This is a genomic window from Bradyrhizobium sp. AUGA SZCCT0182, from assembly GCF_018130185.1.
Lineage (GTDB): Bacteria > Pseudomonadota > Alphaproteobacteria > Rhizobiales > Xanthobacteraceae > Bradyrhizobium.
Genome location: NZ_JAFCLY010000024.1, coordinates 104,368 through 130,315 on the forward strand (window position 1 = coordinate 104,368; position 25,948 = coordinate 130,315).

The window sequence follows — 25,948 nt, forward strand, 5'->3', positions numbered from 1 at the left end:
CGATTACTCCTTGCCCTTGCCTTTGTCGCCCCGGCCCGACGGCTTGCGCTCGCCGGGACCCGCGCCTGCGGGGGCTGGTCCGTCGTCCTTCGCCTTCGGCGGCTGGGCCTCCTTGCCGACGCGCTGCATGTCACTGGCCTCGCGCATCAGCCCGCCCATCTTGGCGAGGTTGCCGCCCTCGATCCCGATTTCCTTCAGCACCTGATCGATCAGCGGCGCCTGCACCCGGTAGCGCAGCGCCGACTCGATCACCTCATCGGTCGGCGTGCGCGCGGTGCCGCCGCCATTGCCGGCCATGCCGCCGAGTCCATCGACATGCAGGATGCGGATGCCTTCGATCTTCTCCATCGGCTTGACACTTTCGCGGACGATGCCCTCGATCCGATCGAGCAGACGGCGCCGGAACAGGCCGTAGCGGGCCTCGTCGGTGAGCGCGTTCTCGGCCTCGTAGAGCAGCTTCTGCGCTTCCGCATCGACCGCAGCGCGGATCGCATGGGCCTCGGCCTCGATGCGCTTCTCGTCGGCGTTCTTCCTCGCCAGCATGACTTCGACCGTGGCACGGCGCTTGGCGTTCTCGCTTTCGCGCACCGTCTTGACGATCTCCTCGGCTTCCACCGCCTTGGCCTTCGCCATCTCCGCTTTCACCTGGGCTGCGGATTCCAGCAGCGACTTCTCGAAGATCGCAATCGCCTTGTCCATCACCGCGCTCTCGACCTCACGCTCGCGACCGACCTCGAGCTTGCGCAGGTCGAGGTCGCGGCCGACACGAGCCTCGTCGAGGCCGCGCTCGGAGGCGATGCGCGCACGTTCGATGTCCTCGCGCGCGGCGATCTCGGATTCCTGCAGTGCCTGGTTGCGCGCGATATCGAGCTGTTCGAGCGCCTTGCGGCGCTCCAGCCGCGCCACCTCCAGTTCGCGCTCGCGCGTAATGTCGACCTTCTCGACCTCTTGGCGCGCATTGATCTCGGCTGCGCGCACCGCACGGTCGGAATCAACCCGCTCGATCCTCCGCGCAGAGGTCGCGATAACGCGTTCCTCCTCGGCGATCTCGATGGTCTTCTTCTGATCGATCTGCAGCACCTCGCGGCTCTTCGACGCCGCGATCCGCCCCTTGTCGATCGCAAGCTCAGCCTCGATGCGGCTGACCTCGACCGCGTCGCGCTTCTTGATCTCGGCGGTCTCGATCGCCTTGGCGCGGTTGATGTCGAGGTTGCGGATTTCCAGATCAGAGGCGATGCGGGCGGTCTCGGTCGCCTCGCGGGCGGCGATTTCGGCACCTTCGAGTGTCTGGGTCCGCGCGATCTCCTGCGATCGAGTTTCCTGTTCGGCGAGGATGCGATGCGCCGCGATTTCCTTCTCGTTGGCGATCCGCGCCGCTTCCACTGCATGCAGGGCGGCGATCTCGGCCTCATCGATCGCCTGGTTGCGGGTAATGGTCAGCGCCCGGACCCGTTCCTCCTGGACGATGCGGGCGGACTCCACCAATTCCTTCGAAGCGATGGTCTCCTGCTGGACGGTGCGGTCGCGGACGATCTCGCGCGCCAGCCGCTTTTCCTCCGCGGCGAGGCGACTGGCGATGATGGCACTGTTGCGGGCGATTTCGGCGGTTTCGGTGGCGAGCCGCGCGGCGATGTCGGCCTCCTCGATCGAACGCCGCTTCGCGATGTCGAGACCCGAAATCCTCTGTTCGTTGGCGATCCGGTCGGTGCTGACGGACGCTTCCTGCGCGATCCGGGCGCGCTCGGTGGATTCGCGGGCGGCGATTTCGGCAGCCTGCAGCGCCCGCACCTGCTCGATTTCGCGCTCGCGGATCTCGCGGTCGGCGGCGATGCGGGTCTCCTTAATCAACTGATCATTGGCAATCCGTGCCTTCTCCACCGTCTCGCGCGCGGCGATCTCGGCCTGATCGACGGTCTGACTGCGCTCGATCTCGCGCTGGCGGACGTCGCGCTCGGAGGCAATCCGCGCCTCGCTGATGGCGCGCTCATTGCCAATCCGCGACTTCTCGATTTCCTCGCGCGCGGTGATCTGGGCCTGCTCGGCTTCGGTGTCGCGCATCGCACGCTCGCGGGCGATTTCCGCGCGCTGCACGGCGCGGCGCACCTCGACGTCGCGCTGCTGCTCCAGCCGCGCCAGCTCGCTCTCGCGTTCGATCTCGAGCGACTGCTTCTCCGCTTCGAGATTGCGCGAGCGGATCTTGATCATCGAATCCTGCTCGATGTCGTTGCGTGCCTTGCGCCGGCCTTCGATCTGCTCGATCAGATGGGTCAAGCCCTCGGCGTCGAAGCGGTTCGAGGCGTTGAAATATTGCAGGTCGGTCTGGTCGAGATTGGTCAGAGCCACCGATTCCAGTTCGAGTCCGTTTTTGGCGAGCGCCTCGGCGGCTGCCTCCTTGACCTTGGCGAGATAGACCCCGCGCTGCTCATGCATGTCCTCCATCGTCATCTCGGAGGCGACCGAACGGATCGCCGAGACGAACTTGCCGGACAACAGCTCGTGCAGCGTCTCCGGCTGCATGGTGCGCCGGCCAAGCGTCGAGGCCGCGAGCGACACTGCCTCGGGGGTGGCGCGGACGCGGACGTAGAAGTCGGCGTCGATGTCGACCCGCATCCGGTCGCGGGTGATGATGGCGCCGTCCTGGCCGCGATGCACCCGCATCTGCAGCACGTTCATGTTGACCGGTGTGATGTCATGGATGAACGGCAGCACGAAGGCGCCGGCATCGATCACCACTTTCTCGCCGGCAAGACCGGTACGGACGAACGCCGCCTCCTTCGACGAGCGGCGGTAGAGCCAGTTCACCAGATAGACGACGATCGCGATCACGATGATCGCGACGATCAGCCAGAGAATGAGCGCTCCGATCAGCTGGCCTGACATATCTGTTCTCCCTCTACAAAGTGCTGTCGCATGGTCCGTTCAGCTGCGGCTGATGGCCTTGAATTTCCGGGTCTGCTCGCGGATCGCGACTTCGACCGGCAGCCGCTCCATCGAGGAGGCGCCGTAGAAGCCATGGCAATGCCGCGAGTTCTTGATCACGAATTCGGCGTCCGAAGGTTCTGCGACCGGGCCGCCATGCACGAGGATGATCGCATCGGGCTTCACCGCGAGCGCCGCCGCCGCCCAGGTGTCCAGCATGGCCGGAACATCCTCGAGCTTCAGTGCGGTTTGTGCCCCGATCGCGCCGCCGGCGGTCAAGCCGAAATGGCAGACAATGATGTCAGCCCCCGCGCCCGCCATCGCTGCGGCATCGTCGGCCGAGAACACATAGGGCGTCGTCAACAGGCCCTTGGCGCCGGCCAACGCGATCATCTCGACTTCGAGCGCGTAGGACATGCCGGTTTCCTCCAACCCGATGCGAAAGCTGCCGTCGATCAGTCCGACCGTCGGAAAGTTCTGCACGCCGGAGAACCCGGCGGCTTTCACCTCGTCGAGAAAGCGCTCCATGCTGCGGAACGGATCGGTGGCGCAGACGCCGGCCAGCACCGGAGTTTTCTTCACGACCGGCAGCACCTCCGCGGCCATCTCCATCACGATCGCATTGGCGTCGCCATACGGCATCAGGCCGGACAGCGAACCGCGCCCGGCCATCCGGAAACGGCCGGAATTGTAGATCACGATCAGGTCGATACCGCCGGCTTCCTCGCATTTGGCCGACAGGCCTGTGCCGGCGCCGCCGCCAACGATGGGCTCGCCGCGCGCGATCATGTCGTGAAACCTGGAGAGAAGAGCCTGCCGATCGATCGCTGCCATGCTGTGATCCCCTACCGGCCCGCGGCGCGTGCGCGCGGCCGTGCGCCTTGCAGCGCGCGAAAATGCTGCACCAGCGCGGCCGCAAACGCCGGGCTGTTGATGTGATGCGGAACGCGAATGAGCTGGCGCGACGCCGTCTGCCGCACGCTCGCCTCCAGCGCGCCGAACAGCGCCTCGCGCGCCGCAGTGTCGAAGAACGGCTTGCCCGCCTCGTCGAGGGCCGAAACCCCGCCCTCCGGCACTAGAAAGCGCACCGGGCCTTCCATCAGATTGAGCCGTTCACCGATCCAGCGGCCCATCGCGGCATTCTCCGCAGGCAGTGTCCGCATCAGCGTGACCTGCGGATTGTGCTGATGAAGCAACCGCGTCCGGTAGCGCTCGGGGACGCTGTCGGGCGCGCCGAAATTGACCATGTCGAGCGCGCCGACCGAACCGACATAGGGAATCCGGGTCCGGATGATGGCGCCGAACCGATCCTCGGTCGCCGGAAACACGCCGCCGAACAACAGGTCGGCGATTTCGGTGGTCGAGACGTCGATCACCGCCGGCACCAGGCCGCCATCGACCAGCTTCTCCATCGACTGGCCGCCGATGCCGGTGGCGTGGAACACCAGGCATTCGTAGTCGTCGCCGATCAGTTTCGTGACCTGCTGCACGCAAGGCGTCGTGACGCCGAACATCGTGAGGCCGACCAGCGGCCGCTCACCGCCGGCATGGCGGCGCGGCGGCGGCGCCTTGCTCGCCTCGAGCCGCGCCCTCGCCATCCCGGCCATCGCCTGCGCGCCGTTCGCCAGCACCTGCCGCGAAATCGCATTCAGTCCCTGAACGTCGGTGACGGAATACATCATCATGATATCGGAGGGACCGACATAGGCCCTCGTGTTGCCGGAGGCGACGGTCGAGATCATCAGCTTCGGCACGCCGACCGGCAGCGCCCGCATCGCCGGCGTCGCCAACGCCGTGGCGCCGGAGCCGCCGGCAGAAATCAGGCCGAGCAGCCTGACGCCGTCGCGGCCGGACTTGCCCTTCACCCAGGTCTCGAAAGCCTCCGCCATCGCCGCCACGGCGGCGCCACGGTCGGCATTGAACACCCCGGCGGAACCGCGCGGGTGATGCAGCGCGATCTCCAGCGGCGGCACGTCCGCGCCGGAGATCCGGCCCGTGGTCGACAGATCGACCAGCTTCACCGGCAGGCCCGCCGCTTTGATGATGTCGGCGATGAAGCGAAGCTCCTCGCCCTTGGTGTCAAGCGTGCCGGCCACGGCGACGAATGGCTCGTTGAGACCACCTATGCTGCGCCCGACCTTGCGGTCGGATGCGGCGACCGCGGCCGCGACGGGCATGCGCGTCAGGGTGTGCGCCGATCCTTCGATCCGCGCCGCCGCAACATCGGGGCTCCAGCGGGTGGGCAGCACCGGGTTCGACAGGTAGACCCGGATGGGCGCATCGTTGCGAGCTGGCGCCGCTGCGGTCCGGCGGCCGCCGGGTTCACTCACGGAAGCAGGCGGCGGTTCGATCTCCTCGTGGCCATGGCGACCGACGCCGAGCAGGCGCTGCTGCAGATCGCGATCGGCTGCCAGCCGCGCCGCCTCGATAACGCGGTTGACCCGGCCGTTGACCATGATCGCGACCATGTCCGAGATCTCGGTTGCCACCCCGATGTTCTGCTCGATGACGAGGATGGCGACGTCGCCTTCCTCGCTCAGCCGCACCAGCATATCCTCGACCTGAGCGACGATGACAGGCGCGAGGCCTTCGGTCGGCTCGTCCATGATCAAGAGCCGTGGATTGAGCAGCAACGCCCGCGAAATCGCCAGCATCTGCTGCTCGCCGCCGGAGAGCTGCGAGCCTGCATTGTTCTTGCGTTCGGCAAGCCGCGGAAAGGTGTCGTAGACCCGCTCCGGCGTCCAGCCGCCGCGCGGACCGCGTTGCGCCAGCCGCAGATGCTCGTCGACGCTCAGCGATCGCCACAGCCGCCGGCCCTGCGGCACATAGCCGATGCCGAGCCGGGCGATGTCGGTGGTGGAGCGGCCGACCAGTTCCTCACCGAACGCGGTGATCGAACCGCTCGACACCGGAACCAGGCCCATGATCGCCTTGCACAGCGAGGTCTTGCCCATGCCGTTGCGGCCGACCAGGCTGAGCACACCCTCCTGCAGGGTCAAATCAACGCCCTGCAGCGCGTGCGACTGGCCGTAAAACAGGTTCAGCTCACGAACCTGCAGCGCCGGCAGCGTGCCGCGTAGCGGCGGACCACGGTCAGTGCTGGGCATGACCGCCCCCGAGATATAGCTCCTGAACTTCCGGATCGGATTCGATCTCGTCGGACCGGCCTTCCTTGAAGATCCGGCCGTTGTGCATCATCGTCACGCTTTCGGCCACACGCAGCGCGACATCCATGTCGTGTTCGATAATGATGAAGCCGATGTGCGCCGGCAGCGATGTCAAAATCGTCACCAGATCGGCGCGCTCGGTCGGCGACAGCCCCGCCGCAGGCTCGTCGAACAGCACGAAGCGCGGCGCGCCGGACAGCGCCAGCGCTATTTCAAGCTGGCGCTGCTGGCCATAGGCCAGCTCGCCGACCAAGCGGTCCTTGTCGTCGGTTAGGTGCACAGCCTCGACCAGTATTTCCGCTGCTTGCACGAGTGCATCGTCGGGGCGGGGCCGGACCAGCGAGAAACGGTTTCGCGAAACACCGCAGCAGGCCAGATAGACATTGTCCATCACGCTCAGCCCGGTGAAGAGCGAGGATATCTGGTAGGTGCGGCGCAAGCCCCGTCGGATTCTCTCATGGGGCGGGAAGACCGTCACATCCTCGCCAAAAAACCGGACCAGGCCCGCTGTGGGCAGAAAATCCCCGGTGATGCAGTTGAACAGCGTGGTCTTGCCCGCGCCATTCGAGCCGAGAACGGCCCGCCTTTCGCCCGGTTTCACCGAAAGCGTCACGTCCGAGATTGCGGCCAGCGCGCCGAACATCTTGGTGATGCCGCGCAGTTCCAGCGCATTGCCGGAGCTGGCATTGCCAGCCCCGGGCACATTCATCCGGGAAGACACGACCGGCGCGTTCATGCCCCGCCTCCCATCGTTGCGGCCTTGCGCGCCGCAAGCCCCGCGCGCCAGCGATCCCACAGGCCCAGCACACCATCCGGCGAGAACAGCACGATCGCCAGGAAGCCGATCCCGATGATCAGCTTGAAGCGATCCGCCGAGAATCCGAAAAAACCGAGAATGTCGGTCGAGAACACTTGCAGCAACACGTAGATGAAAGCGCCGATAAACGGTCCGAGCGGACGGCGCATTCCGCCGACTACCGCGACCACGAGCACATCGATCGCGGAGGAAATTCCGATCGTGCCCGGCGCGATCTGCGCATTCTGCCAGACCAGAAGAATACCGCCCGTGGAGGCGAAAACGCTCGCCAGGGCGTAGGCCGCCACGCGATGGGCGGTCACGTTGAAACCCAGTGCCGCCATGCGGCGCGGGTTGTCGCGCACGCCCTGAAGGGCGAGCCCGAAGGGTGAGCGCGCGAGATAGACGACTGCGCCGTAGCAAAGAGCGGCGCAAGCAAGGGTGAGGTAGTAGAAAGCCAGGGGATCGCGCCAGTTCACGCCGAAAAGCTTCGGCGGCAACACGAGGTTGAACCCGGAATAGCCGTTGAAGACCGAGTAGTTCTGTCGTGTGAAATAGAAGAAGGCCGCCGCGATCGCGAGCGTGATCATGATCGTGTAGATGCCATCCGTGCGAACGGCGAGCGCGCCGGATATCGTCGCGAAAAGAGCTGCGATCAGGAAGGCGGCCGGAAGCACGATCCACCAGGAGAGGCCGAGACTGACATTGGCCGCGCCGGACGGCCCAAGGATTGCGACCATGTAGCCGGCCATTCCGGCAATCGACATTTGCAGCAGGCTCACCATTCCGCCATAGCCGGCGAGGAACATCAGGCTGAGCCCGATCATGCCCAGAATGAAAGTCCAGCCCATTATCTGGAACAGCCAGAAATTGTTGGCCACGATCGGCAGCAACAGCAGGATCAACCCGAAGATCCACCAAGGGGCGGGAATGCGCTCGGACCACATTCGCTGGTCGACGGGGCTGGCGAAGCGAGGGGCTTGATCGGCAACCGACATGTCCTACCGCCTCGTTCCCAGAAGGCCCTGCGGCCGAAACGCCAGCACCGCCGCCATGATGAGGAAGGTGAGAACGATCGAATAGGTCGGCGCGTAGACAAACCCCATCTGCTCGGCCACCCCGATGATCAGCGCGCCCAAAGCCGCGCCGACGATCGACCCCATGCCTCCGACGATCACCACCACGAGGCTCGCCAGCAGGAAACGCGTATCCTCGCCGGGCGACAGCGACTGGAACGTGGCACCGATGATCCCCGCGATACCGGCAAGCCCGGCGCCGAAGCCGAACACCGCCAGAAACACCAGATGGATGCGCACGCCGGAAGCGGCCAGCATCTCACGGTCATCCACGCCCGCACGGATCAGCATGCCAAGCGCGGTGCGGTTCAAAACGAGCCACATCGCAATGCCGATCACGATTGCCGCGACCAGGATCCAGACGCGCACGGACGGGTAGCGCAGCCAGGTAATCGCGCCGGTCGCGTCGTTGACGTTGCTCACGAGGGGCAATTCCATCGGCCCCTGCAGGAATTGCGGAGCGAGGATCGAATATGATTGCCCGCCCCACCACCAGAGCATGAGGTCGGCAAACACGATCGAAAGCCCGATGCTGACCAGGGTCTGGCGGAGCTCTTCGCCTTCCATTTTCGAGAAGATGAAGAACTGCATCAAGAGCCCGATCAGCCCCACGACGATGAACACAATCGGAAATGCCAGCAGCCATGAACCCGAGGCGGTCGCGACCTCGTAGCCAACGTATCCGCCGATCAGGAACAACGACCCATGCGCGAGATTGACGACGCGCATCAGGCCGAAAATCAGCGTGAAGCCGGCTGCCACGAGGAAGTAGAGCGCGCCAAGCGTGATGCCGCCCAAAAGGGCATTCAGGAAGATTTGCTTGCGGCCCCAAACCGCCACCAGTTCGGGTGGCCAGGGGGCGAGCACAAGACACAGGAACGCTGCGGCCAAGAGGAAAAAAATCAGGCTCCAGAGCGGGTAGCGCTTGATGAAATTGTCCATCTCAGAACGGCCCAACAGCTTCCCGTGGCGGACTTCGCCACCGTTGGAATGAAGGCTAGATGGAAGTTGCCGGCCTGTCCTTTCCCGAACGTCTTTTCTCTAGCCCGAACGTCTCTTCTTTGGAGTGCAGCACCTCTTTTTCAGTGTGTGAGCGCGACGCTGCGCCGGTAGGCGCTCGGCGGCACGACGCCATTGGCGATGAAGAACCGCGAGAAGCTCGCCGGGGTCGCAAAGCCGAGATCAAGCCCGATTTCAGAAACCGTTTCCGTGCCTCTGGCCAATCGCTCGATCGCGCGCTCCATGCGCAGGGCGTTGAGGAAGATCGTAGGGGGCAAACCCATCTGCTCGCGAAACAGCTTGAAAAAATGCGGGCGCGAAAGGCCGGCGTTCCGCGAAATCTCTGCAAGGTCGACGGGCTCGCCGAGCCTCTCGCTCAGGAGGCTGATCGCGCGCCGCAGGCGGAAATCCCGCAGTCCCGAACAATGGGCAGCCGGCCTGTCAGCCGCGCTCGTCCACTGCCAGGTTTGATCGAAGGCCGCCTGGGTGAGGGCACTGAGCCGGTCTTCGAAAGAGCCATCGCAGCCGCCATGGTCGGCGAGAAGCCGTGCGGTTTCCAGGACAAGCCGGGTGATGTGGTCGCTCATTTCGACGGTCGAGCGGCCGAAGCGCAGGATTTCGAAGGCGGTGTGGCTCGCCTCAACAAACCAGCCCGGGCGAATATAGAGAACGAGCGTCAGCGTTGGTTCGCGGCGGTCAACCGGCGCGAAATAATGCGGTTGCCATGGGCTGATTGCCGTTGCGCAGAGGGGCGTGAGCGGCAAGGTCTTGCCATCGACAACCACGCTGGCGACCGGTCCGCTGACGTGAAAGATCAGATGCCCCTCGCGATGGGCATGCGGCACCATCGGCCGATCCAGCTCATAGAGGCAAGCGCGCCCGAACGCACCATGTGCGACCGCGTGAGCAATACTCATCGGTTTCCTCCCCGCCCATCTTTGTGTGCGGTTACGGAAGAATGTATAAGGAGATCGCGTTGTGACAACAGGCAAATTGCCCCGGCCGCCACCGGTCCAGGCCGTTTGCCACGCGCCGGGTGCTGCTCATTCGTGCTCACCAGGCGGCCTCGAGAATGCGGCGGCAGTCGCCGGGGGTCAGCCGTCGGGGATTGGCAAGCGCTCCAGGGTCGTTCGCTGCCAATTCCGCAAAACGGTCGAACTGAGCCGGATTGATCCCCATCTCCCGCAAGGAGGTCGGCAGGCCGATGGCGCGGGCGAAAGCTCCGATTGCGGTGCTGAAGTGCGGCTCCCGCGTTGTTCTGGCGAAGGTTTCGGCCATGGTGGCGTATCGATCGCCCACGGCTTCGGTGTTGAAGTCGGCCATGGCAGCCATCAATGGCACTTGGAGATCGCCATGCAGGACGCCGGGTCCAAGTTCAGCCTTGATCGGATGCGCAAGCGCATCGACCCCGCCAACCGCTTTTTCCAGCGCGAGCCCGGCCGTCAATGCCGCGACCATCAATTCGCGCTGCGCTTCCCGGTGACTGGGCGAAGCAAGCGCCACGGGTAGCCACCGCGTAAGCCGCTTTGTGGCCTCCAGCGCAAGCGCGTCTGCCGGCGGGTGATAGACCGGGCTGGCATAGGCTTCGATGGCGTGGACCAGCACCTCCATGGCCGCGGCGGCGAGGCGACGTGAGGATGCTCCCTCAAGTACCGTCGGATCGGCGATTACCCGGTCGGGGCGCGGGCAGGTGATCGGCTGGCCCTGCCCCAGGCGCACCCGCCGCGCCAATCCGAAATCGCAAAGGCCGGCAGGAACCGCGATCAGCATGAGGCGTTCGCCTCGCCGCAATGCATGCTCCGCGGCGAGACGCGCCTGCCCGACGGCCGCAGATCCACCCACGGCGATGAGCGTGCCGGTCCGGATGTCGCTCATGGCGCTCAGAATCCTGACAGTTGCGTCCACATGAGGGCTGGCACGATCGGTCCGCGCCAGGCTGATCACCGTCTGGCCGAGTGACTCCTGCACGCGCGCGCAAACGGCCGCGCTTCCCGGCTCGTTGTCAACGAGTACCAGCGCCCGAGCGAGCGGCCCCACCTCCTCGGGAAGCGCATCCTCGATCGCAGCTTCTGCGAAATGGGTGCGCGTGAGATAGTCGATGAGAGTCATCGGACACGCTCCCGGCATTTCCGCCGCATGGAGTCTGCAATGGCGGAATTCCGAAGGAAGCGGCGGCCGGCTGTGAGCGCCGGCCACCGAAGATGACATCAAGAGCAGGCGCGCTCAGCCGCCCGCGCGCAGCTTGGCGCAGTCAACCGCATCGCGCGCCGGCAGCCCCAGGGCCTTGAACTGAGCCGTCGTCATGCCGAGCGTCTGGTTCACGTTTTCGGTCTTGGCCACCATCTTGCTGGTCAGGTTGCCGTCCGGTCCATCGACCACTTCGTTGACGAAGACCGTTCCGGTCGCCTGCCGGTTTTCGTTCAGCGTGATCTTGCCGATCGGGCTGTCGAGCTGAAGCTTGTTGAGCGCTTCCTTGAACTTTGCCTGCCCGTTCGACAGATCGCCCCCGGCCGCTTCGAGCCCTTTGATGGCGGCCTGCGTGGCAACGTAGTAGCCCAGACCGAACAGCGACGGCGACGGCAGGCGCTGGGCGGCGGGGAAGGTGTCCTGATAGAGCTTCACATACGAGGTCCATGCCGGGTCGGTATTGTCGGCGGCGAAGGGGCCGGAGGTCGGCGTGCCCTTCAGCACGTCCTTCGCTTTACCTTTCGCCGTCAGAACCGTCTGGTCGGCCATGATGGTGCCGCCGATCAGACGGGTCTTTTCACCGGCCTGCTGGTATTGATTGAGGAAGTTGATCGCATCCGTGCCGCCAAGGCCCAGGTAGATCGCATCCACGTTGTCAGGCAGCTGCGCGATGATCCCGCCGAAATCCGATTGGCCGAGCGGCTGCCAGAAGCGCTGGACGATGTCGCCGCCCGACTTGCAGAAGTCCACCGCAAAACCCATGAAGTTCGTGTAGCCGAACGAGTAATCGGCTGCGATCGTTGCAACCTTCTTCCAGCCCTTCGTCTTCACGACGTAGCCGCCGAGGCCATAACCCCATTGCGAGCCGTCGAGGTTGAAGCGGTAGAAGTTCGCCGCCGGATCGACCCATGTCGTCTCGAGCGCGCCGGAGATGCCGTTGATCACCACCTTGTCGGGGATGGTCTTGGCGAAGTCGCGCATGGCGATGCCTTCCGAGCCGGAAAGCGGGCCGATGATGAAGTCGACCTTGTCCTGCTCAATAAGCTTGCGAGCCATACGGACCGTCGTGTCGGGTTTGGTATCCGTCGGAGCGACGACGGTTTCGATCTTTTTGCCGGCAATGGTGTTGTTGACCTGTTTGAGAGCCAGTTCGACATTTCGGACACCATCCTGGCCACCGGTCGCGAAGGCGCCTTCCAGCGCCACCAGAATGCCGATCTTGATGGTGCCGCTCTGGGCGAGAGCTGCGCCGGGCAACATAAGGGCGGCCACCGCGACGGCGCCAAGCAAAGACTTGCGCATTGTTGTTCCTCCCTGTGACGCGGAAGAGAGAATCCGGCGACCACGCCGAACCTCCCCCATGTGCGTCTCGTAACGCGCCCCTCGCGGGCGCCTTCGGGAAGGCTGCCGTTCAAAGCCCAAGCCGCCAATATCCAAGCGTCTCATTTTCGCCGCCGCTGTTATGTGCGGGGAGCGCGGCATAAGCCGCCCTCTCACCGACGCTCGCCGTGAGTTGCACCGAGCAGGCCGAACCTGCGCCGCCTGGGTTGAAGCTCAAATGCCAGCCCCAAAGCATGCTCAAAAACGTTGGCGCGCGATTGCGTTGGCGCCGTTGTTCGTCGTCTGGCTAGGCATCGGCCGCACGTCGCGCATGACGTTCGTTGCGTTTTTTCGCTCTTCCCGATCGTCGGCGCAACGCTCACCGGCCTGACTTCAGTCGATCGCTACCTGTTGAGGCTATGCAAGCCAGTGGGGCAGATAGGGTCCCGCCTTTATTCGAAGGTAGCCATCTCGTGGCCGTCCCGGCCTCTTTGCGTGTTCAGGTGCGGACATGATCCGATGACCCCCCCAACCATTCCTGCAGTGTCGAACGAGATCCTTTCGTACCGAATATCGCCAAATCCGCAGGTCGACATTGCTGACGTCGGCTGTCACTGGATTTTCTTTGATCTCTCGGTGCACACATCGTGCACACGCCGCCTTCGCGCCGGGTCTTGTATTCGAGCTGGTTCGGCGGAATCCCGTCCTCTCGCCTCGTCGGTGCCAGCACGCGCGCCTGCTCGCGGGCAACGTCACTTAGGTCGTAGTCGGGAAGATCGATATTCGCGGCGAAGCCCGCCGCGTGCTCCCCTGCCACCGCGCCGTTGGTGAAGGCGCCGAGCATGTAATTGTGCGGCATACTTGCCATGTCACCCGCGGCATACAAGCCCGGCACCGTGGTGCGCGCAAACTCATCGACGTAGACACCGGATGCGCTGTGGCCGGAGCAGAATCCGATCTCGGAAATATGCATCTCGATCATGCGCTCGCGGTAGTTCGTGCCTCGATTTTCGTGGAACCGGCCGCGCGACGGACGCTCGACATTGTGCAGCACGGCCTCGATCTTGCCGACGGTGTCGCTATGCAAATGGTTGAGCTTCAGGAACACCGGCCCCTTGCCGGATTGCAGTTCGTTGTAAAACTCCTGCATCATCTGGCCCGACCAATAGTCGCATTCGATGAAGCGATTGCCCTCGCTGTTGGCGGTATAGGCGCCCTGGAACGGTCAACCAAGAAGCGGCGCCCTCCGGCAAAGATCGCTAGCCGACTGCGCCCTCATTTGGTCCGCTGGCGCAAGATCGACCAGATGCGATCGGGCGAACTGCGCAAGGCCGGCATTCTGGAGAACGGCGACCAAATCCGATTCGTCGCCAACCGCATTAGCGATGGGCAGCCTCTTGCCGGCAAGATCAGGTCAGCCTGGGAAGGCATTCTGCAGGACGCGGGGCTTGGCGAGGGATGTCGTCCGGCATTCGCTACGCCACACAGCAGCGCGCGGCTGATGCGGGCCGGCGTCGATATGTGGGAGGCTGCTGGCTGGCTTGGAATGACCGTAGAGCAACTAGAGGCGAACTACGGTCATCACTATCCTGAATTCCAGGAAGAAGCCGCTGAGGCGTTTGGCGGCTGGCGCTAGTCCCGCGCGGGGAACTTGGGATCGATTTCGTTCGCTGCAGCGTCGAGTTCAGATTGCGCGGCCCTCACCTCCGCCCAAGCCGCGGACTTCTCAGGATGCCTCGGCGAAATCTGCACAAACCGATCGTTGGCTGTGACAAGCGCGTGCACGGCCTTACCCCAACGCTCGTATGCAGAATCGAATTCCACAGGCACGGCGCTGCTTCGATCGAGCCATTTCGTTGCACGCTTAAATCATCGAAAGTATAAGTATTTGAAAGAATGGTCGGAGTGGCAGGATTCGAACCTGCGACCCCTGCGTCCCGAACGCAGTGCTCTACCGGGCTGAGCCACACTCCGACTAAGAACGCGGCTTATAGCTGCCGGTTTCGGTCACCGCAAGGCACCGATTTGAGGAATTAATCCCTGTGAATACAAGCCTGAAAACGTCGGTTTTGCCCGCCAATGAGGCCGCGGTGGCCTCTGCCGCGCATTGTTTGCGCGAAGGCGGGCTGGTCGCATTCCCGACCGAGACCGTTTATGGCCTGGGCGCCGATGCCACCAATGCGGCTGCAATAGCCCGGCTTTACCAGGCCAAGGGCCGGCCAGCCTTCAATCCGCTGATCGCCCATGTCGGCGATCTCGCCGCGGCGCGCGAAATCGGCCGTTTTGACGCGGCCGCCTTGCGGCTGGCCGAAGCGTTCTGGCCGGGGCCGCTGACGCTGGTGCTGTCGAAAACCGAACATTGCGCGGTCGCCGACCTCGCCACCGCAGGGCTCGAGACCGTCGCGATTCGGATACCGGCGCACCCTGTGGCGCGCGACATCCTGCGCATCCTCGGCCGGCCGGTGGTGGCGCCATCGGCCAATCTGTCCGGACACGTCTCGCCGACGACGGCCGCCCATGTGCAAAGCGATCTGGAGGGGCGGATCGACCTGATCGTCGATGGCGGCGCGGTCGCCGTCGGCGTCGAATCGACCATTGTCGGGATTTTCGACGAACCGATGCTGCTGCGGCCGGGTGGCCTGCCCCGCGCCGATATTGAGCGCGTGCTGAGCCGTGCGCTCAAGCAGCCGCCTGCGGACGCCGAGAATGACAGCGCCCAGCCGCTGGCGCCGGGCATGCTGGCGTCCCATTATGCTCCGAGAACACGTGTGCGGCTCGGTGCAATTCAGATCGAGCCCGGCGAAGCGCTGCTGGCGTTCGGCAGCGATGCAGTTTCGGGAATTGACGCCGCCGCCGCGGTGATGAATCTGTCCGTACGCGGCGATCTCAGCGAGGCTGCCGCCAATCTGTTCGGCTATCTTCGCGCGCTCGACAGCAAGGCTGCGCAAACCATCGCCGTGATGCCCATTCCCAACGATGGACTGGGCGAAGCCATCAACGACCGGCTGCGCCGCGCCGCAGTTGGGCGAGAGTGAATCGGACGGGAGTGAAACCAGACCATGAATATCGTTCAGCCCGCCGCGCCACCGCTTCCGCCCGAACTGATCGCGAAATTCCGCGCGATCGTCGGCAACAAATATGCGGTGACGGATGCTGCCGATATCGCGCCCTATGTCACCGAGGAGCGCGATCTGTTTCACGGAAAATCTCCGCTGGTGTTGCGGCCGGGATCAACCGCGGAAGTGTCCGAAATCTGCAAGCTCGCCACCGCGCATAAAATCGCGCTGGTGCCGCAGGGCGGCAATACCGGGCTGGTCGGCGGCCAGACGCCGCATAATGGCGAAGTCGTCGTCTCGCTGCGTCGGCTCGATAAAATCCGCGAGGTCGATGCCGCCTCCAACACCATGACCTGCGAGGCCGGGGTGGTGCTGCAGGTCGCGCAGCAGCGCGCCCGCGACGTCGACCGGCTGTTTCCGCTGTCGCTCGGCGCCGAAGGAAGCTGCACCATCGGCGGCAATCTCTCGACCAATGCCGGCGGCACGGCCGCGCTCGCCTACGGCGTGGCGCGCGAGATGGCGCTCGGCCTGGAAGTGGTCTTGGCCGACGGGCGGATCCTGAACTCGCTGTCGAAGCTGAAAAAGGACAATACCGGCTACGATCTGCGCAATCTCTTCATCGGCGCCGAAGGCACGCTCGGTATCATCACGGCGGCGACGCTAAAACTGTTCCCAAACCCGCGTGCGATCGAGACCGCCTATGTCGGCCTGCAATCGCCGGCGCAGGCGCTGAAGCTGCTGTCGATCTCACAGAACGAGGCGGCCGGCAGCCTGACCAGCTTCGAATTGCTGGCCGACATCGCGGTGGATTTCAGCATCCGTCACGGCATCGACATCCGCGATCCCCTTGACAGCAAGCACCCCTGGTACGTGCTGATGGAATTGTCGTCCTCACGCGATGACGCCCGCGACGCACTGGAATCGATCCTGGCCAAGGGCATGGAGGAAGGCATCGTCGATGACGCCGTGATCGCGGCGAACCTCAGCCAGCGCTCGGCGTTCTGGAAGCTGCGCGACGAGATGTCGGCGGCGCAGAAGCCGGAAGGCGGCTCGATCAAGCATGACATCTCCGTGCCGGTCGCCGCCGTGCCTGATTTCATCGAAGAGGCCAATGCCGCGGTGGTGAAGCTGATCCCGGGCTCGCGGCCTGTACCGTTCGGCCATCTCGGCGACGGCAATATCCATTACAATGTCAGCCAGCCGGTCGGCGGCAACACCGCGGACTTCCTGGCGCGCTGGCACGAGGTCAACGAAGTCGTGTTCGCGATCGTGCTGCGGATGGGCGGATCGATCTCCGCCGAGCACGGCATCGGCGTGCTCAAGCGCGACGAACTGCCGGACGTGAAAGACAAGGTCGCGATCGAACTGATGCGCAGCATCAAGGCGATGCTCGATCCCGCAGGGATCATGAACCCCGGCAAGGTGCTGTGAACGCATCAATGCCAAAGCCGCTTCCTGCCCTCGCCATCGCGCCGATCGCGGATGCCGACATCCCCGCCGTCGTCGCGCTGTGGCAGGCGTGCGGGTTGACGCGGCCGTGGAACGATCCGGCGTCCGACATCGCGCTGGCGCGGCGCGGGCCGAATTCGACCGTGCTGATTGGCCGCGACGGCGGCGCCATCGTGGCGACCGCCATGGCCGGCCATGACGGCCATCGCGGCTGGGTCTATTACGTCGCGACTGATCCGGAACGCCGCGGCCGCGGCTATGGCCGCGTCATCATGAACGCGGCCGAGGATTGGCTGCGCGCAGCCGGCATGGCCAAGGTGCAATTGATGGTCCGGCGCGAAAACGCCCGCGCTGGCGCATTCTACCAGTCGATCGGCTACGCCGAGGCGCAGACGGTTGTCTTCGCCAAATGGCTCGACGGCCGCGAACCTACGCCTTGATGCAGAAAGATTACCATGACCATCTCCGACCGCATCCGCATCAAAGACGAGCGTGTCCTCTCCCATGCCCGGTACCTGTTGAAGAGCATCACGCTCGACTACCGCCGCGGCAACGGCGAATGGCAGACGCAAACCCGTGAAGTCTATGACCGCGGCAATGCCGCAGCCTTGCTGCCGTACAATCTTGCCTTGCGCACCGTGGTGCTGGTGCGGCAGTTCCGCTTGCCGGCCTACGTCAACGGCCATGACGATCTCCTGATCGAAGCCGCCGCCGGCATGCTCGACGATGCATCGCCGGAGGAGCGAATCCGCGCCGAGGCCGAAGAGGAAACCGGCTATCGCCTCCACGACGTCAAGAAGGTGTTCGAGGCCTTCATGAGCCCGGGCGCGGTGACGGAGAAACTGCACTTCTTTGTCGCCGAGTATGAAGCCTCGATGCGGATCGGCAGCGGCGGCGGCCTCGCCGACGAAGGCGAGGACATCGAGGTGCTGGAATTGCCGATCGATTCCGCACTCGCGATGATCGCCGACGGCCGCATCGCGGACGCCAAGACGATCATGCTGTTGCAATATGCGGCGCTGAATATTTTCAGGTAGGTGTGTACAAGAATTCACGTCGTCCCGGCCTTGAGCTCAGATGTGCAATTGCACATCGGGGGACCCATACCGCGTGATGTTTATTGCTTTTAAAGGTCTCAAACGCCTTTGCTCTTACCGATGGGGCACGGCGTATGGGTCCCGGCTCAAGGCCGGGACGACGCGGAGTCAAAACAGCGATCCCTGCCCTTCGTCCTCCGGCGCCGACACCGCCTTGCGCGCGGCTTTCTTCGGCTTCGGCGCTTCGGCTTCGCGCTCTTCTTCCGTGATCGGCAGCAGCAATTGCGCGTCGTCATTCACGACGCGATTGACCCGCGTCGAAATCTCGTGCCAGGCGAATTCGCCTTCCGCGGGGCCGGTCAGCAACGCCATGACGTCGTCGGCATCAAAGGCTCGGGCATCCAGCCAGCGTTCGAATTCATCGGGGGCGATCGTCACGGGCACGCGGTGATGCAGCGCCGCCAGATCGCGGCTGGCCGGCGCGGTGACGATCGCAACGCTGTCCACCTCCTCGCCGTTCGGCCCCATCCAGGTCTCGGCGAGGGCGGCAAAGCCGACCGGCTTGCCGTCGCGGCGGTGGATGAAGAACGGCCGTTTGCGGCCGCTCGAATCCTGCCATTCGTAATAGCCGTCGGCCGGGATCAGACAGCGCCGCCGCTTGATGGCGTTCTTGAAGGCGGGCTTTTCCCGAATTGTCTCGGAGCGTGCGTTTATCAGCAGCGAAAACTTACGCGGATCCTTGACCCAGGCCGGCACCAGGCCCCAGCGCATCAGCCGGAAATGCCGGCCGCCATTCTCCAGCATCACCACCGGGATCGGCTGGGTCGGAGCAATATTGTACCGCGGCGGGAAATTGGGCTGCTCGGCATAGCCGAAAATCTGCCTAAGTGCCGCCGGCGGCGAGGTAATTACGAAACGTCCGCACATAATCTAACCCGAATGGGTGTCCGTTTAATCCCTTTTAACCCCAGTTGTTAACACTGGAACAGATGAGCTTACCGGCCGCCACAGAAGCGCGACCCGATCGCCCGACACCGCCGCCACGCACGGGCCCCATCGATGAGGCCCGCGCTGCGCTTCTGCGCGCCGCCAACATCAATCCCCGCACCGGGCTTGCCACCGACTATCTGAATCATTTCAACGAAGCCATCATGCTGCTCGAGATGGTTCCGGATATGCCGGAATGCGCCGAGGATTTTCTGACCTGGAGTCCACTGTCCTACGCCGAGCATTTCTGGGCTTCCAATTTCAAGGCCCGCGATCTCGCGATCGAGGCCTACGAATTGGCCGACCCCAAGATTCGCACCGAGTTCGACAAGGTCGCCAACACCATGACCTCGATCCTGACCGCGGTAGGCTCGGCGATGCGCGAAGCCCGCCAGGACAAGACCCGCGCCACGCTCGCCGAGCAGGCCACCGGCTGGGTCAAGCCGCTGGTGGCGCTGGCCGGCGGCATCATCAACGGCGCCACCGAGGCCGACGTCGAAACCATCATGTCGAACTAAGGCCTGACCTGACGGCAGTGCATTAGACCTTCGCGCATCGATCGGGCATGATCCGCGCCGAAACCGTCCACCACTTTCCCGGATCACACCTTGGACTCCCCCGCGCCACCCACCCGTCCCCAGCTCGCCGTCAGCGGCGCGATCTTTCGCGACGGCAAGGTTCTGCTGGTCCGCCGCTCACGCTCGCCGGGCAAGGGCTTTTATTCGTTCCCCGGCGGCCGGGTCGAATTCGGCGAATCGCTGCATACGGCGCTGCATCGCGAGGTCGACGAGGAAACGGGCCTGCGAATCGAGATTCTGGCGCTGGCCGGCTGGCGCGAAGTGCTGCCGGGAACCGGCGGCGGCGGGCATTATCTGATCATGTCGTTCGCGGCGCGCTGGACCGCCCGGGAGCCGGTCCTGAACGATGAGCACGACGATTTCGGATGGTTTGATCCCGATGCGCTCGGCGATCTCATGCTCACCGGCGGCCTCCTGGAGGTCTTAGCAGCCGCACGGAAGCTGGTTTAGGCGCGAGTCCTTTGTTTTGACGCGTTTTCTTGACGCGAACCAGTGTCCACCCCCGGATCAAGTCCGAGGGCATGCTTCGCTTGAAAACGCTATGTCTTGCCACCGGCGCATTGAGGGGGCATATCGGGCGGGTTCTGGACCCCCAAATGCGCAAGCACTTTTTTGCCGTCCTCATCCTCATCTCGGCCTGCCATCTGGCGCCCGCGCGGGCCCAGGATGGCGCCGCGCCGTTCGACCGCGATTTGCAGCGGCTGGCCGAAATCCTCGGCACGCTGCACTATTTGCGCGGCATCTGTGGCAACAATGAAGGTGCGAAATGGCGCAACGAAATGCAGGCGCTGGTCGATGCCGAAACGCCTTCGGGCGAACGCCGCGCGCGCATGATCGCCGCCTTCAACCGCGGCTATAACGGCTTCCAGCAGACCTACCGCACCTGCACGCCCGCCGCCTCGATCGCGATCCGCCGCTACATCGAGGAAGGCTCGAAAATCTCGCGCGACCTGACTGCTCGCTATGCGAACTGACATGAGTCTCAACGCAATCTATTTCGACCTCGACGGCACGCTGACCGATCCAAAACCCGGCATCACGCGCTCGATCCAGTATGCGCTGCAAAAGCTCGACCATCACAGCATCCCGACCGAAGACGAACTGACCTGGTGCATCGGCCCGCCGCTGCGCGCCAGTTTTGTCAGACTGCTGGGCGCGGAAGATTCCGCCGACCGCGCCGTGTCGCTGTACCGCGAGCGGTTTTCCGACGTCGGGCTGTACGAGAACGGCGTGTATGACGGGATCAGCGAAGTGCTGACGAAACTCCGCCAGTCCGGCCACCGGTTGTTTGTCGCCACCAGCAAGCCGCATGTGTTCGCGACACGCATCGTCGAGCATTTCGGGCTGCGCCATCATTTCGAGCATGTGTTCGGCTCCGAGCTCGACGGCACCCGCGTCGACAAGTCCGATCTCCTGGAATACGCGCTGAAGGCCGCTGCGGTCGATCCGGCCAGAACGCTGATGATCGGCGATCGCAGCCACGACATCGTCGGCGCGAGGAACAACGGCATGCAGGCAATCGGCGTGCTCTACGGCTATGGCAGCAAGGACGAATTGATCGGGGCCGGCGCGCTGCATGTCTGCGCCACGCCGCAGGCCATACTCGACTGCATTTCCCGGAATTTTCTCGCGGAACCCGCGACCCCGTCAAATGCCGGGAGCGGCGTTAACCTTTCTTAAAGATGTGGCCTAGCAGGCCCTGCGGCGCATGCTACAGCTTGGCGATCAGACGCGCTCCGCTGGGGAACGCGCGCAACGTCTGTCGAGTTTCATGAGCCATCCTGCGTCTTATTCGCTTCACCGCGACCCGCTTCCCGATCACGAGCAAAAGCAGGCGGCGCTCAGCTACCTCCATGAGGCCTGGGCCGAGGCGCGCCACGATGGCGTCGACGGCGACTGCCTGGCGCAGGCGAGCCTGTTCACGGCGCTGGCCGAACTGGTCTCGACCTATGGCGAGGACGCGGTGGCGAAATTCGTGGAAGGCCTTCCCGCGCGCGTACGCAATGGCGAGTTTTCGCTGTCGCTGGCGCGGCAGTAATTTTCGTACTCCGTCATTCCGGGATGGTGCGTTAGCACCAGACCTCAGGTGCGCAATTGCGCACCGGGGAATCTCGAGATTCCGGGTTCGATGCTTTGCATCGCCCCGGAATGGCAGAAGAGAAGCCCTACGCCCTCAGCGTCTCCAGGAACCGCACCGGCTCGCCGGTCGATGGCGTCGTCAGTTCGCCCTGCCACATCACGCGCTTGCCGCGCACGAAGGTGCCGACCGGCCAGCCGGTGACGCGCATGCCGTCATAGGGCGTCCAGCCCGCCTTCGAAGCCACCCATTTGTTGGTGATGGTCTCAGAGCGCTTGAGATCGACGATCGTGAAGTCGGCATCATAGCCGGCGGCGATGCGGCCCTTGGTCGCGATGTTGTAGAGCCGCGCGGGGCCGGCACTGCTGAGATCGACGAAACGCTGCAGCGACAAGCGCCCGGCGTTGACGTGGTCGAGCATGACAGGCACCAGCGTCTGCACACCCGTCATGCCAGAGGGCGAGGCCGGATAGGTTTTTGACTTCTCTTCCAGCGTATGCGGCGCGTGGTCGGAGCCGAGCACATCGATGATGCCCTGCTCGATGCCGTACCAGATGCGGTCGCGGTGATCGGCCGAGCGTACCGGCGGGTTCATCTGGGCGTGGGTGCCGAGCCGCTCGTAGCATTCGGGCGCCACCAATGTGAGATGGTGCGGCGTCGCCTCGCAGGACGCGACGTCCTTGTGGTCGCGCAGATAGTCGATCTCCTGCTTGGTCGAGATATGCAGCACGTGGATCCGCTTGCCGCTCTCGCGGGCGATATTCACGAGCCGCTGCGTCGCCATCAGCGCCGCGGTCTCGTCGCGCCACACTGGATGCGAACGCGGATCGCCTTCGATGCGCAGCGACTTGCGCTCGTTGAGGCGGTATTCATCCTCGGCATGGAACGCGGCGCGGCGCTTGATGACGGCAAAAATGCGCCGCAGGCTTTCGTCGTCCTCGACCAAGAGCGCGCCGGTCGAGGAGCCGATGAACACCTTGACGCCAGCGCAACCCGGCGCGCGTTCCAGTTCCGGCAGATCGGCGACGTTGTCGCGGGTGCCGCCGATGAAGAACGAAAAATCGCAATGCATGCGATGATGGGCGCGCTTGATCTTGTCGCTGAAGGTCGCCTCGGTGACGGTCAGGGGATCGGTGTTCGGCATTTCGAACACGGCGGTGACCCCGCCCATCACGGCGCTGCGCGATCCGGTTTCGAGGTCTTCCTTCTGGGTCAGGCCCGGCTCGCGGAAATGCACCTGGGTGTCGATCACGCCAGGCAGGATGTGCAGGCCCTTGCAGTCGATCGTCTCGGCGGCGGAGGCCTGCCCGAGCCCGCCGATCGCGGCGATCCGGCCATTGGTGATGCCGATGTCACGGAGACCCTCGCCGTCCTGATTGACCACGGTGCCGGATTTTAGAATGGTATCAAATCGCTGATTCATCGGTCCTCGACGCCCGTTTTAGGCTGCCTCTCGGGCTTGTTGACGGCACCTTAGCGCCTTAACTTCCCATGTGATATCCGGCACCTGTGTTTCCCCAGGAACTTGAACGAGAACTTGAACGAGAACTTGCAAGAGAACTTCCAGCGAAGTTCAAGAAGAACCTCCAAAATAGGCCTTTTCAGCGCATGAAAGCAGCGTTTCTTACCGACCGGGGCGTGGTCAAGGTTTCGGGCGAGGACGCCCGCAATTTCCTCAACGGCCTCGTTACGACCGACGTTACGCTGCTGCGGCCGGGCCTTGGCCGGTTCGGCGCACTGCTGACCCCGCAGGGCAAGATAACAGCGGATTTCCTGATCACGGAGGCTTCCAGCGGCCATGGCGGCGGCTTCCTGATCGACCTGCCGCGCCCATTGGCAAAAGGCCTCGCCGACAAGCTCGGCTTCTACAAGCTGCGTGCCAAGGTCGCGGTGGAAAACCTCTCCGACAGCCTCGGCGTGCTCGCGGTGTGGGACGGCGAGCCCTCGATGAAGCCTGATCTTGCTTTCGCCGACCCGCGCAACGAAACGCTCGGTTGGCGCATCCTGGGTCCCGAAGAGCTCAAGCAGAAAGTCGCCGATTTGATCGGCGCAGAACTCGTCGATGAAGCCGCCTATGAGGTCCGCCGCGTCGCCGCGGGCGTGCCGCGCGGCGGACTCGATTTCATGTACAGCGACGCGTTTCCGCACGAGACCAATATGGACCGCCTGCACGGCATCGATTTCGACAAGGGCTGTTACGTCGGGCAGGAGGTGGTGTCGCGGATGCAGCATCGCGGCACCGCGCGCACCCGCGCGGTTCGGGTCACGCTGGAAGATTTCTCGCCCGAGGCCGGCATCCCCGTTGTCGCCGGCGACAAGCCGGTCGGCACCATGGGATCGACCGCCGGCGGCCACGGCATCGCGCTGGTGCGGACCGATCGCGTCGCCGACGCGCTCGACGCCGGCCTGACGCTGTCGGCCGGCGGGCTTGCGATCCGCCTCACCGATCCGAACGACGTGCGCACGCCGCCGAAGCAGACCGTCGCATGAGCAAGGTCCGATGAGCCGCTCTGCACGCCTGCATACCGACGGCAAGACCCGCTGCCCGTGGCCGGGCGAAGATCCGTTCTACATGGCCTATCACGACACCGAATGGGGCGTGCCTGAATATGACGACCGCGCGCTGTATGAAAAGCTGATCCTCGACGGCTTTCAGGCCGGATTGTCTTGGATCACGATCCTGCGCAAGCGCGAAAATTTCCGAAAGGCCTTCGACGATTTCGTGCCTGAGAAGATCGCGCGCTACAATGAGAAGAAGGTTCACGCGCTGATGAACGATGCCGGCATCGTCCGCAACCGCGCCAAGATCGAAGGCGCCGTGAACAGCGCGAAGGGCTATCTCAAGATCATGGAAGAAGGCGCGGGCTTCTCGAAGTTCCTGTGGGACTTCGTCGACGGCAAGCCGAAGGTGAATCAGTTCAAGACCACCGCCAGCGTGCCGGCTTCGACGCCGCTGTCGATCAAAATATCCAAGGAGCTCGGCGCGCGCGGATTCAAGTTCGTCGGCCCGACCATCGTCTACGCCTTCATGCAGGCCACCGGCATGGTCAACGACCATCTGGTCACGTGCTTCTGCCACGAGACCTGCAGCGGTCAACATCGCAAGCCCCGCCTCAAGGTCAAATGACGCCAAGAAGAACATCTGGCAAATCTTCCGATGTCTCGACCCGGGCCTGGCAGCGGATGCTGTCGGGACGGCGGCTCGATCTGCTCGACCCCTCGCCGCTCGATATCGAGGTCGCCGATATCGCCCATGGCCTCGCCCGCGTCGCGCGCTGGAACGGCCAGACCAGCGGCGCGCATATTTTCTCGGTGGCGCAACATACGTTGTTGGTCGAAGCGGTGCTGCGCGAGCAGATGCCGCGTGTCGATCTCAAATTCCGGCTCGCCGCATTGCTGCACGATGCGCCGGAATATGTGATCGGCGACATGATCTCGCCGTTCAAGGCGGTGATCGGCGGCGATTACAAGGTGGTGGAGAAACGCCTGCTGGCGGCGATCCATATCCGCTTCGGCCTGCCGCCGGTACTGGCGGATGCCATCACGCAGGCGATCAAGGCCGCCGACCGCGGCGCGGCCTATCTCGAAGCCACCCATCTGGCAGGCTTTGCCGAGACCGAGGCGAAACGCCTGTTCGGCAAGGATCCCGGCCTGCCCGAACCAACCGTGCGCGAATATCTGACGCCATGGACCGCAGCCAAGGCCGAGAAGCAGTTTCTGGCGCGGTTTGGCGCGGTCGCGTCGTAGGGGCTGCGTTCCTCGCTCCATCAGCTGGTCGTCCCGGCGAACGCCGGGACCCATACCGCGTGATCTCTCGACGAGGTCTCGGCAACAGAGACCTTTCGCAAAACTTCTCCCTGTGGTTATGGGTCCCCCGATGGGCAATTGCGCATGCTCAAGGCCGGGACGACGTGAGGAGAATTTCTGCGTCATAGCAAGCGAGCCGTACGGATGTGAGTTCGCGATCTCGCGGCGCATCACGCCCGAGGTTTGCAAGTAACTTCCTTGCCCTCGAGAATAGAGGGCGCAGGGAAGACCGGGTGCGCGCTGCACCCGCGGTCTCGCGTGCGGTTTGCACAAAACAAGGTGCACACGAGCATACAGGGCAGCGGAGAACACCCGGCCTTCCCTGCGCAATGGCTTTACGGCTTATGCCGTGATCTCCCCGGAGACGAGTTCTTGGTTGACTCCGTCGCTGCCGTTCCCGCTTGCGCTTCTCCGACAGCTTGACGCCTGCAACGGGCGCCAGGACCACACGGTTTTGCCGTACGCCCGTCCACGCCGTCGTCTAAGCGCAAAC

General features: G+C 64.1%; 24 protein-coding genes, 1 tRNA gene and 1 pseudogene. 13 read left to right on the forward strand and 13 right to left on the reverse strand.

The genetic code is table 11. The annotated features are described in order from the left end of the window. Window positions 1-3 precede the first annotated feature (3 nt). The 10 genes and pseudogenes from JQ611_RS24310 to JQ611_RS24355 form a co-directional block, all read right to left on the reverse strand. Window positions 4-2,880, reverse strand: a complete 2,877-nt coding sequence (locus tag JQ611_RS24310; protein WP_212466809.1) for a flotillin family protein — start codon at window positions 2,878-2,880, stop codon at window positions 4-6. Window positions 2,881-2,919: 39 nt separating this feature from the next. Next, complete coding sequence (locus JQ611_RS24315; RefSeq protein WP_212385826.1) at window positions 2,920-3,753, reverse strand: phosphoenolpyruvate hydrolase family protein; 834 nt, start codon at window positions 3,751-3,753, stop codon at window positions 2,920-2,922. A gap of 11 nt (window positions 3,754-3,764) precedes the next feature. Beyond that, on the reverse strand, window positions 3,765-6,026 hold the full coding sequence (locus JQ611_RS24320) for an ABC transporter permease (RefSeq protein WP_212466810.1): 2,262 nt from the start codon (window positions 6,024-6,026) through the stop codon (window positions 3,765-3,767). Next, window positions 6,013-6,795, reverse strand: a complete 783-nt coding sequence (locus JQ611_RS24325) for an ABC transporter ATP-binding protein (RefSeq protein WP_212264229.1) — start codon at window positions 6,793-6,795, stop codon at window positions 6,013-6,015. Before JQ611_RS24325 ends, JQ611_RS24320 begins: the two co-directional genes overlap by 14 nt. Before the next feature lie 23 nt (window positions 6,796-6,818). After that, a complete protein-coding gene (locus JQ611_RS24330; RefSeq protein ID WP_212264197.1) occupies window positions 6,819-7,880 on the reverse strand; it encodes a branched-chain amino acid ABC transporter permease in 1,062 nt (353 codons plus the stop codon). Between the two features lie 3 nt (window positions 7,881-7,883). Then, window positions 7,884-8,900 carry a branched-chain amino acid ABC transporter permease gene (locus tag JQ611_RS24335; RefSeq protein ID WP_212264198.1) on the reverse strand — a complete coding sequence of 339 codons (1,017 nt, stop codon included), beginning with the start codon at window positions 8,898-8,900 and terminating at the stop codon, window positions 7,884-7,886. 140 nt (window positions 8,901-9,040) lie between these two features. Further along, complete coding sequence (locus JQ611_RS24340) at window positions 9,041-9,874, reverse strand: helix-turn-helix domain-containing protein (RefSeq protein WP_212466811.1); 834 nt, start codon at window positions 9,872-9,874, stop codon at window positions 9,041-9,043. A gap of 136 nt (window positions 9,875-10,010) precedes the next feature. Continuing rightward, window positions 10,011-11,066, reverse strand: coding sequence for an iron-containing alcohol dehydrogenase (locus JQ611_RS24345; RefSeq protein ID WP_212466812.1), 1,056 nt, complete (start codon window positions 11,064-11,066; stop codon window positions 10,011-10,013). Between the two features lie 114 nt (window positions 11,067-11,180). Further along, window positions 11,181-12,446, reverse strand: a complete 1,266-nt coding sequence (locus tag JQ611_RS24350; protein WP_211995594.1) for an ABC transporter substrate-binding protein — start codon at window positions 12,444-12,446, stop codon at window positions 11,181-11,183. A gap of 682 nt (window positions 12,447-13,128) precedes the next feature. Beyond that, window positions 13,129-13,680, reverse strand: a pseudogene (locus JQ611_RS24355) (FAD-binding protein); the annotation flags it as partial. A gap of 90 nt (window positions 13,681-13,770) precedes the next feature. On the opposite strand from JQ611_RS24355, the gene JQ611_RS24360 reads away from it, so the two are divergent. Beyond that, window positions 13,771-14,100: a hypothetical protein gene (locus tag JQ611_RS24360; protein ID WP_212466813.1), complete on the forward strand. Its 330-nt coding sequence runs from the start codon at window positions 13,771-13,773 to the stop codon at window positions 14,098-14,100. A 261-nt stretch (window positions 14,101-14,361) separates the two neighbouring features. Here the strand turns inward: JQ611_RS24360 and JQ611_RS24365 are convergent. Beyond that, window positions 14,362-14,438, reverse strand: a tRNA-Pro gene (locus tag JQ611_RS24365). Window positions 14,439-14,506: 68 nt separating this feature from the next. On the opposite strand from JQ611_RS24365, the gene JQ611_RS24370 reads away from it, so the two are divergent. From JQ611_RS24370 to JQ611_RS24385, 4 genes are read left to right on the forward strand one after another with little or no spacing between them, the layout of a single operon-like run. After that, window positions 14,507-15,499: an L-threonylcarbamoyladenylate synthase gene (locus JQ611_RS24370; RefSeq protein WP_212466814.1), complete on the forward strand. Its 993-nt coding sequence runs from the start codon at window positions 14,507-14,509 to the stop codon at window positions 15,497-15,499. 24 nt (window positions 15,500-15,523) lie between these two features. Beyond that, window positions 15,524-16,951 (forward strand): FAD-binding oxidoreductase, encoded by a 1,428-nt coding sequence (locus tag JQ611_RS24375; protein ID WP_212466815.1) that lies wholly within the window; start codon window positions 15,524-15,526, stop codon window positions 16,949-16,951. Between the two features lie 8 nt (window positions 16,952-16,959). Further along, complete coding sequence (locus JQ611_RS24380; RefSeq protein WP_212264203.1) at window positions 16,960-17,409, forward strand: GNAT family acetyltransferase; 450 nt, start codon at window positions 16,960-16,962, stop codon at window positions 17,407-17,409. 15 nt (window positions 17,410-17,424) lie between these two features. Beyond that, entirely contained in the window at window positions 17,425-18,006 is a 582-nt protein-coding gene (locus tag JQ611_RS24385) for an NUDIX domain-containing protein (RefSeq protein WP_212264204.1), read from the forward strand. A gap of 168 nt (window positions 18,007-18,174) precedes the next feature. Here JQ611_RS24385 and JQ611_RS24390 read toward each other — a convergent pair whose 3' ends face one another. Further along, entirely contained in the window at window positions 18,175-18,933 is a 759-nt protein-coding gene (locus tag JQ611_RS24390; protein ID WP_212466816.1) for an SOS response-associated peptidase, read from the reverse strand. 62 nt (window positions 18,934-18,995) lie between these two features. Here JQ611_RS24390 and JQ611_RS24395 point away from each other — a divergent pair, with 62 nt between their 5' ends. From JQ611_RS24395 to JQ611_RS24415, 5 genes are all read left to right on the forward strand, one after another. Next, the gene (locus tag JQ611_RS24395) at window positions 18,996-19,511 is read left to right on the forward strand and encodes a hypothetical protein (protein WP_249133414.1); all 516 of its coding nucleotides are present in this window, start codon (window positions 18,996-18,998) and stop codon (window positions 19,509-19,511) included. A 90-nt stretch (window positions 19,512-19,601) separates the two neighbouring features. Continuing rightward, the gene (locus JQ611_RS24400) at window positions 19,602-20,021 is read left to right on the forward strand and encodes an NUDIX hydrolase (protein ID WP_212466817.1); all 420 of its coding nucleotides are present in this window, start codon (window positions 19,602-19,604) and stop codon (window positions 20,019-20,021) included. Window positions 20,022-20,167: 146 nt separating this feature from the next. Next, window positions 20,168-20,545, forward strand: coding sequence for a TIGR02301 family protein (locus tag JQ611_RS24405; protein ID WP_212264208.1), 378 nt, complete (start codon window positions 20,168-20,170; stop codon window positions 20,543-20,545). A 1-nt stretch (window position 20,546) separates the two neighbouring features. Beyond that, window positions 20,547-21,251, forward strand: a complete 705-nt coding sequence (locus JQ611_RS24410; protein ID WP_212466818.1) for an HAD family hydrolase — start codon at window positions 20,547-20,549, stop codon at window positions 21,249-21,251. A 91-nt stretch (window positions 21,252-21,342) separates the two neighbouring features. Then, on the forward strand, window positions 21,343-21,609 hold the full coding sequence (locus JQ611_RS24415) for a hypothetical protein (protein ID WP_192735255.1): 267 nt from the start codon (window positions 21,343-21,345) through the stop codon (window positions 21,607-21,609). A 127-nt stretch (window positions 21,610-21,736) separates the two neighbouring features. On the opposite strand, the gene JQ611_RS24420 is transcribed toward JQ611_RS24415, so the two are convergent. Further along, window positions 21,737-23,071 (reverse strand): dihydroorotase, encoded by a 1,335-nt coding sequence (locus tag JQ611_RS24420; protein WP_212466819.1) that lies wholly within the window; start codon window positions 23,069-23,071, stop codon window positions 21,737-21,739. An 86-nt stretch (window positions 23,072-23,157) separates the two neighbouring features. Here JQ611_RS24420 and JQ611_RS24425 point away from each other — a divergent pair, with 86 nt between their 5' ends. Genes JQ611_RS24425 through JQ611_RS24435 form a run of 3 tightly spaced genes read left to right on the forward strand, consistent with a single transcriptional unit; the run spans window position 23,158 to window position 25,395 of the window. Then, on the forward strand, window positions 23,158-24,138 hold the full coding sequence (locus tag JQ611_RS24425) for a folate-binding protein (protein WP_312012134.1): 981 nt from the start codon (window positions 23,158-23,160) through the stop codon (window positions 24,136-24,138). 10 nt (window positions 24,139-24,148) lie between these two features. Continuing rightward, complete coding sequence (locus JQ611_RS24430) at window positions 24,149-24,775, forward strand: DNA-3-methyladenine glycosylase I (RefSeq protein WP_212264212.1); 627 nt, start codon at window positions 24,149-24,151, stop codon at window positions 24,773-24,775. After that, window positions 24,772-25,395 carry an HD family hydrolase gene (locus tag JQ611_RS24435; RefSeq protein ID WP_212264213.1) on the forward strand — a complete coding sequence of 208 codons (624 nt, stop codon included), beginning with the start codon at window positions 24,772-24,774 and terminating at the stop codon, window positions 25,393-25,395. Before JQ611_RS24430 ends, JQ611_RS24435 begins: the two co-directional genes overlap by 4 nt. Window positions 25,396-25,948: the final 553 nt, after the last annotated feature.

Coding starts and splice junctions, on each gene's coding strand:
- JQ611_RS24410 (WP_212466818.1), top strand. CDS start 20,547: ATGAGTCTCAACGCAATCTATTTCGACCTCGACGGCACGCTGACCGAT.
- JQ611_RS24390 (WP_212466816.1), bottom strand. CDS start 18,933: ATGTGCGGACGTTTCGTAATTACCTCGCCGCCGGCGGCACTTAGGCAG.
- JQ611_RS24375 (WP_212466815.1), top strand. CDS start 15,524: ATGAATATCGTTCAGCCCGCCGCGCCACCGCTTCCGCCCGAACTGATC.
- JQ611_RS24350 (WP_211995594.1), bottom strand. CDS start 12,446: ATGCGCAAGTCTTTGCTTGGCGCCGTCGCGGTGGCCGCCCTTATGTTG.
- JQ611_RS24380 (WP_212264203.1), top strand. CDS start 16,960: ATGCCAAAGCCGCTTCCTGCCCTCGCCATCGCGCCGATCGCGGATGCC.
- JQ611_RS24315 (WP_212385826.1), bottom strand. CDS start 3,753: ATGGCAGCGATCGATCGGCAGGCTCTTCTCTCCAGGTTTCACGACATG.
- JQ611_RS24340 (WP_212466811.1), bottom strand. CDS start 9,874: ATGAGTATTGCTCACGCGGTCGCACATGGTGCGTTCGGGCGCGCTTGC.
- JQ611_RS24405 (WP_212264208.1), top strand. CDS start 20,168: ATGCGCAAGCACTTTTTTGCCGTCCTCATCCTCATCTCGGCCTGCCAT.
- JQ611_RS24360 (WP_212466813.1), top strand. CDS start 13,771: ATGCGATCGGGCGAACTGCGCAAGGCCGGCATTCTGGAGAACGGCGAC.
- JQ611_RS24330 (WP_212264197.1), bottom strand. CDS start 7,880: ATGTCGGTTGCCGATCAAGCCCCTCGCTTCGCCAGCCCCGTCGACCAG.
- JQ611_RS24385 (WP_212264204.1), top strand. CDS start 17,425: ATGACCATCTCCGACCGCATCCGCATCAAAGACGAGCGTGTCCTCTCC.
- JQ611_RS24325 (WP_212264229.1), bottom strand. CDS start 6,795: ATGAATGTGCCCGGGGCTGGCAATGCCAGCTCCGGCAATGCGCTGGAA.
- JQ611_RS24435 (WP_212264213.1), top strand. CDS start 24,772: ATGACGCCAAGAAGAACATCTGGCAAATCTTCCGATGTCTCGACCCGG.
- JQ611_RS24415 (WP_192735255.1), top strand. CDS start 21,343: ATGAGCCATCCTGCGTCTTATTCGCTTCACCGCGACCCGCTTCCCGAT.
- JQ611_RS24335 (WP_212264198.1), bottom strand. CDS start 8,900: ATGGACAATTTCATCAAGCGCTACCCGCTCTGGAGCCTGATTTTTTTC.
- JQ611_RS24395 (WP_249133414.1), top strand. CDS start 18,996: ATGAGCTTACCGGCCGCCACAGAAGCGCGACCCGATCGCCCGACACCG.
- JQ611_RS24320 (WP_212466810.1), bottom strand. CDS start 6,026: ATGCCCAGCACTGACCGTGGTCCGCCGCTACGCGGCACGCTGCCGGCG.
- JQ611_RS24345 (WP_212466812.1), bottom strand. CDS start 11,066: ATGACTCTCATCGACTATCTCACGCGCACCCATTTCGCAGAAGCTGCG.
- JQ611_RS24310 (WP_212466809.1), bottom strand. CDS start 2,880: ATGTCAGGCCAGCTGATCGGAGCGCTCATTCTCTGGCTGATCGTCGCG.
- JQ611_RS24430 (WP_212264212.1), top strand. CDS start 24,149: ATGAGCCGCTCTGCACGCCTGCATACCGACGGCAAGACCCGCTGCCCG.
- JQ611_RS24420 (WP_212466819.1), bottom strand. CDS start 23,071: ATGAATCAGCGATTTGATACCATTCTAAAATCCGGCACCGTGGTCAAT.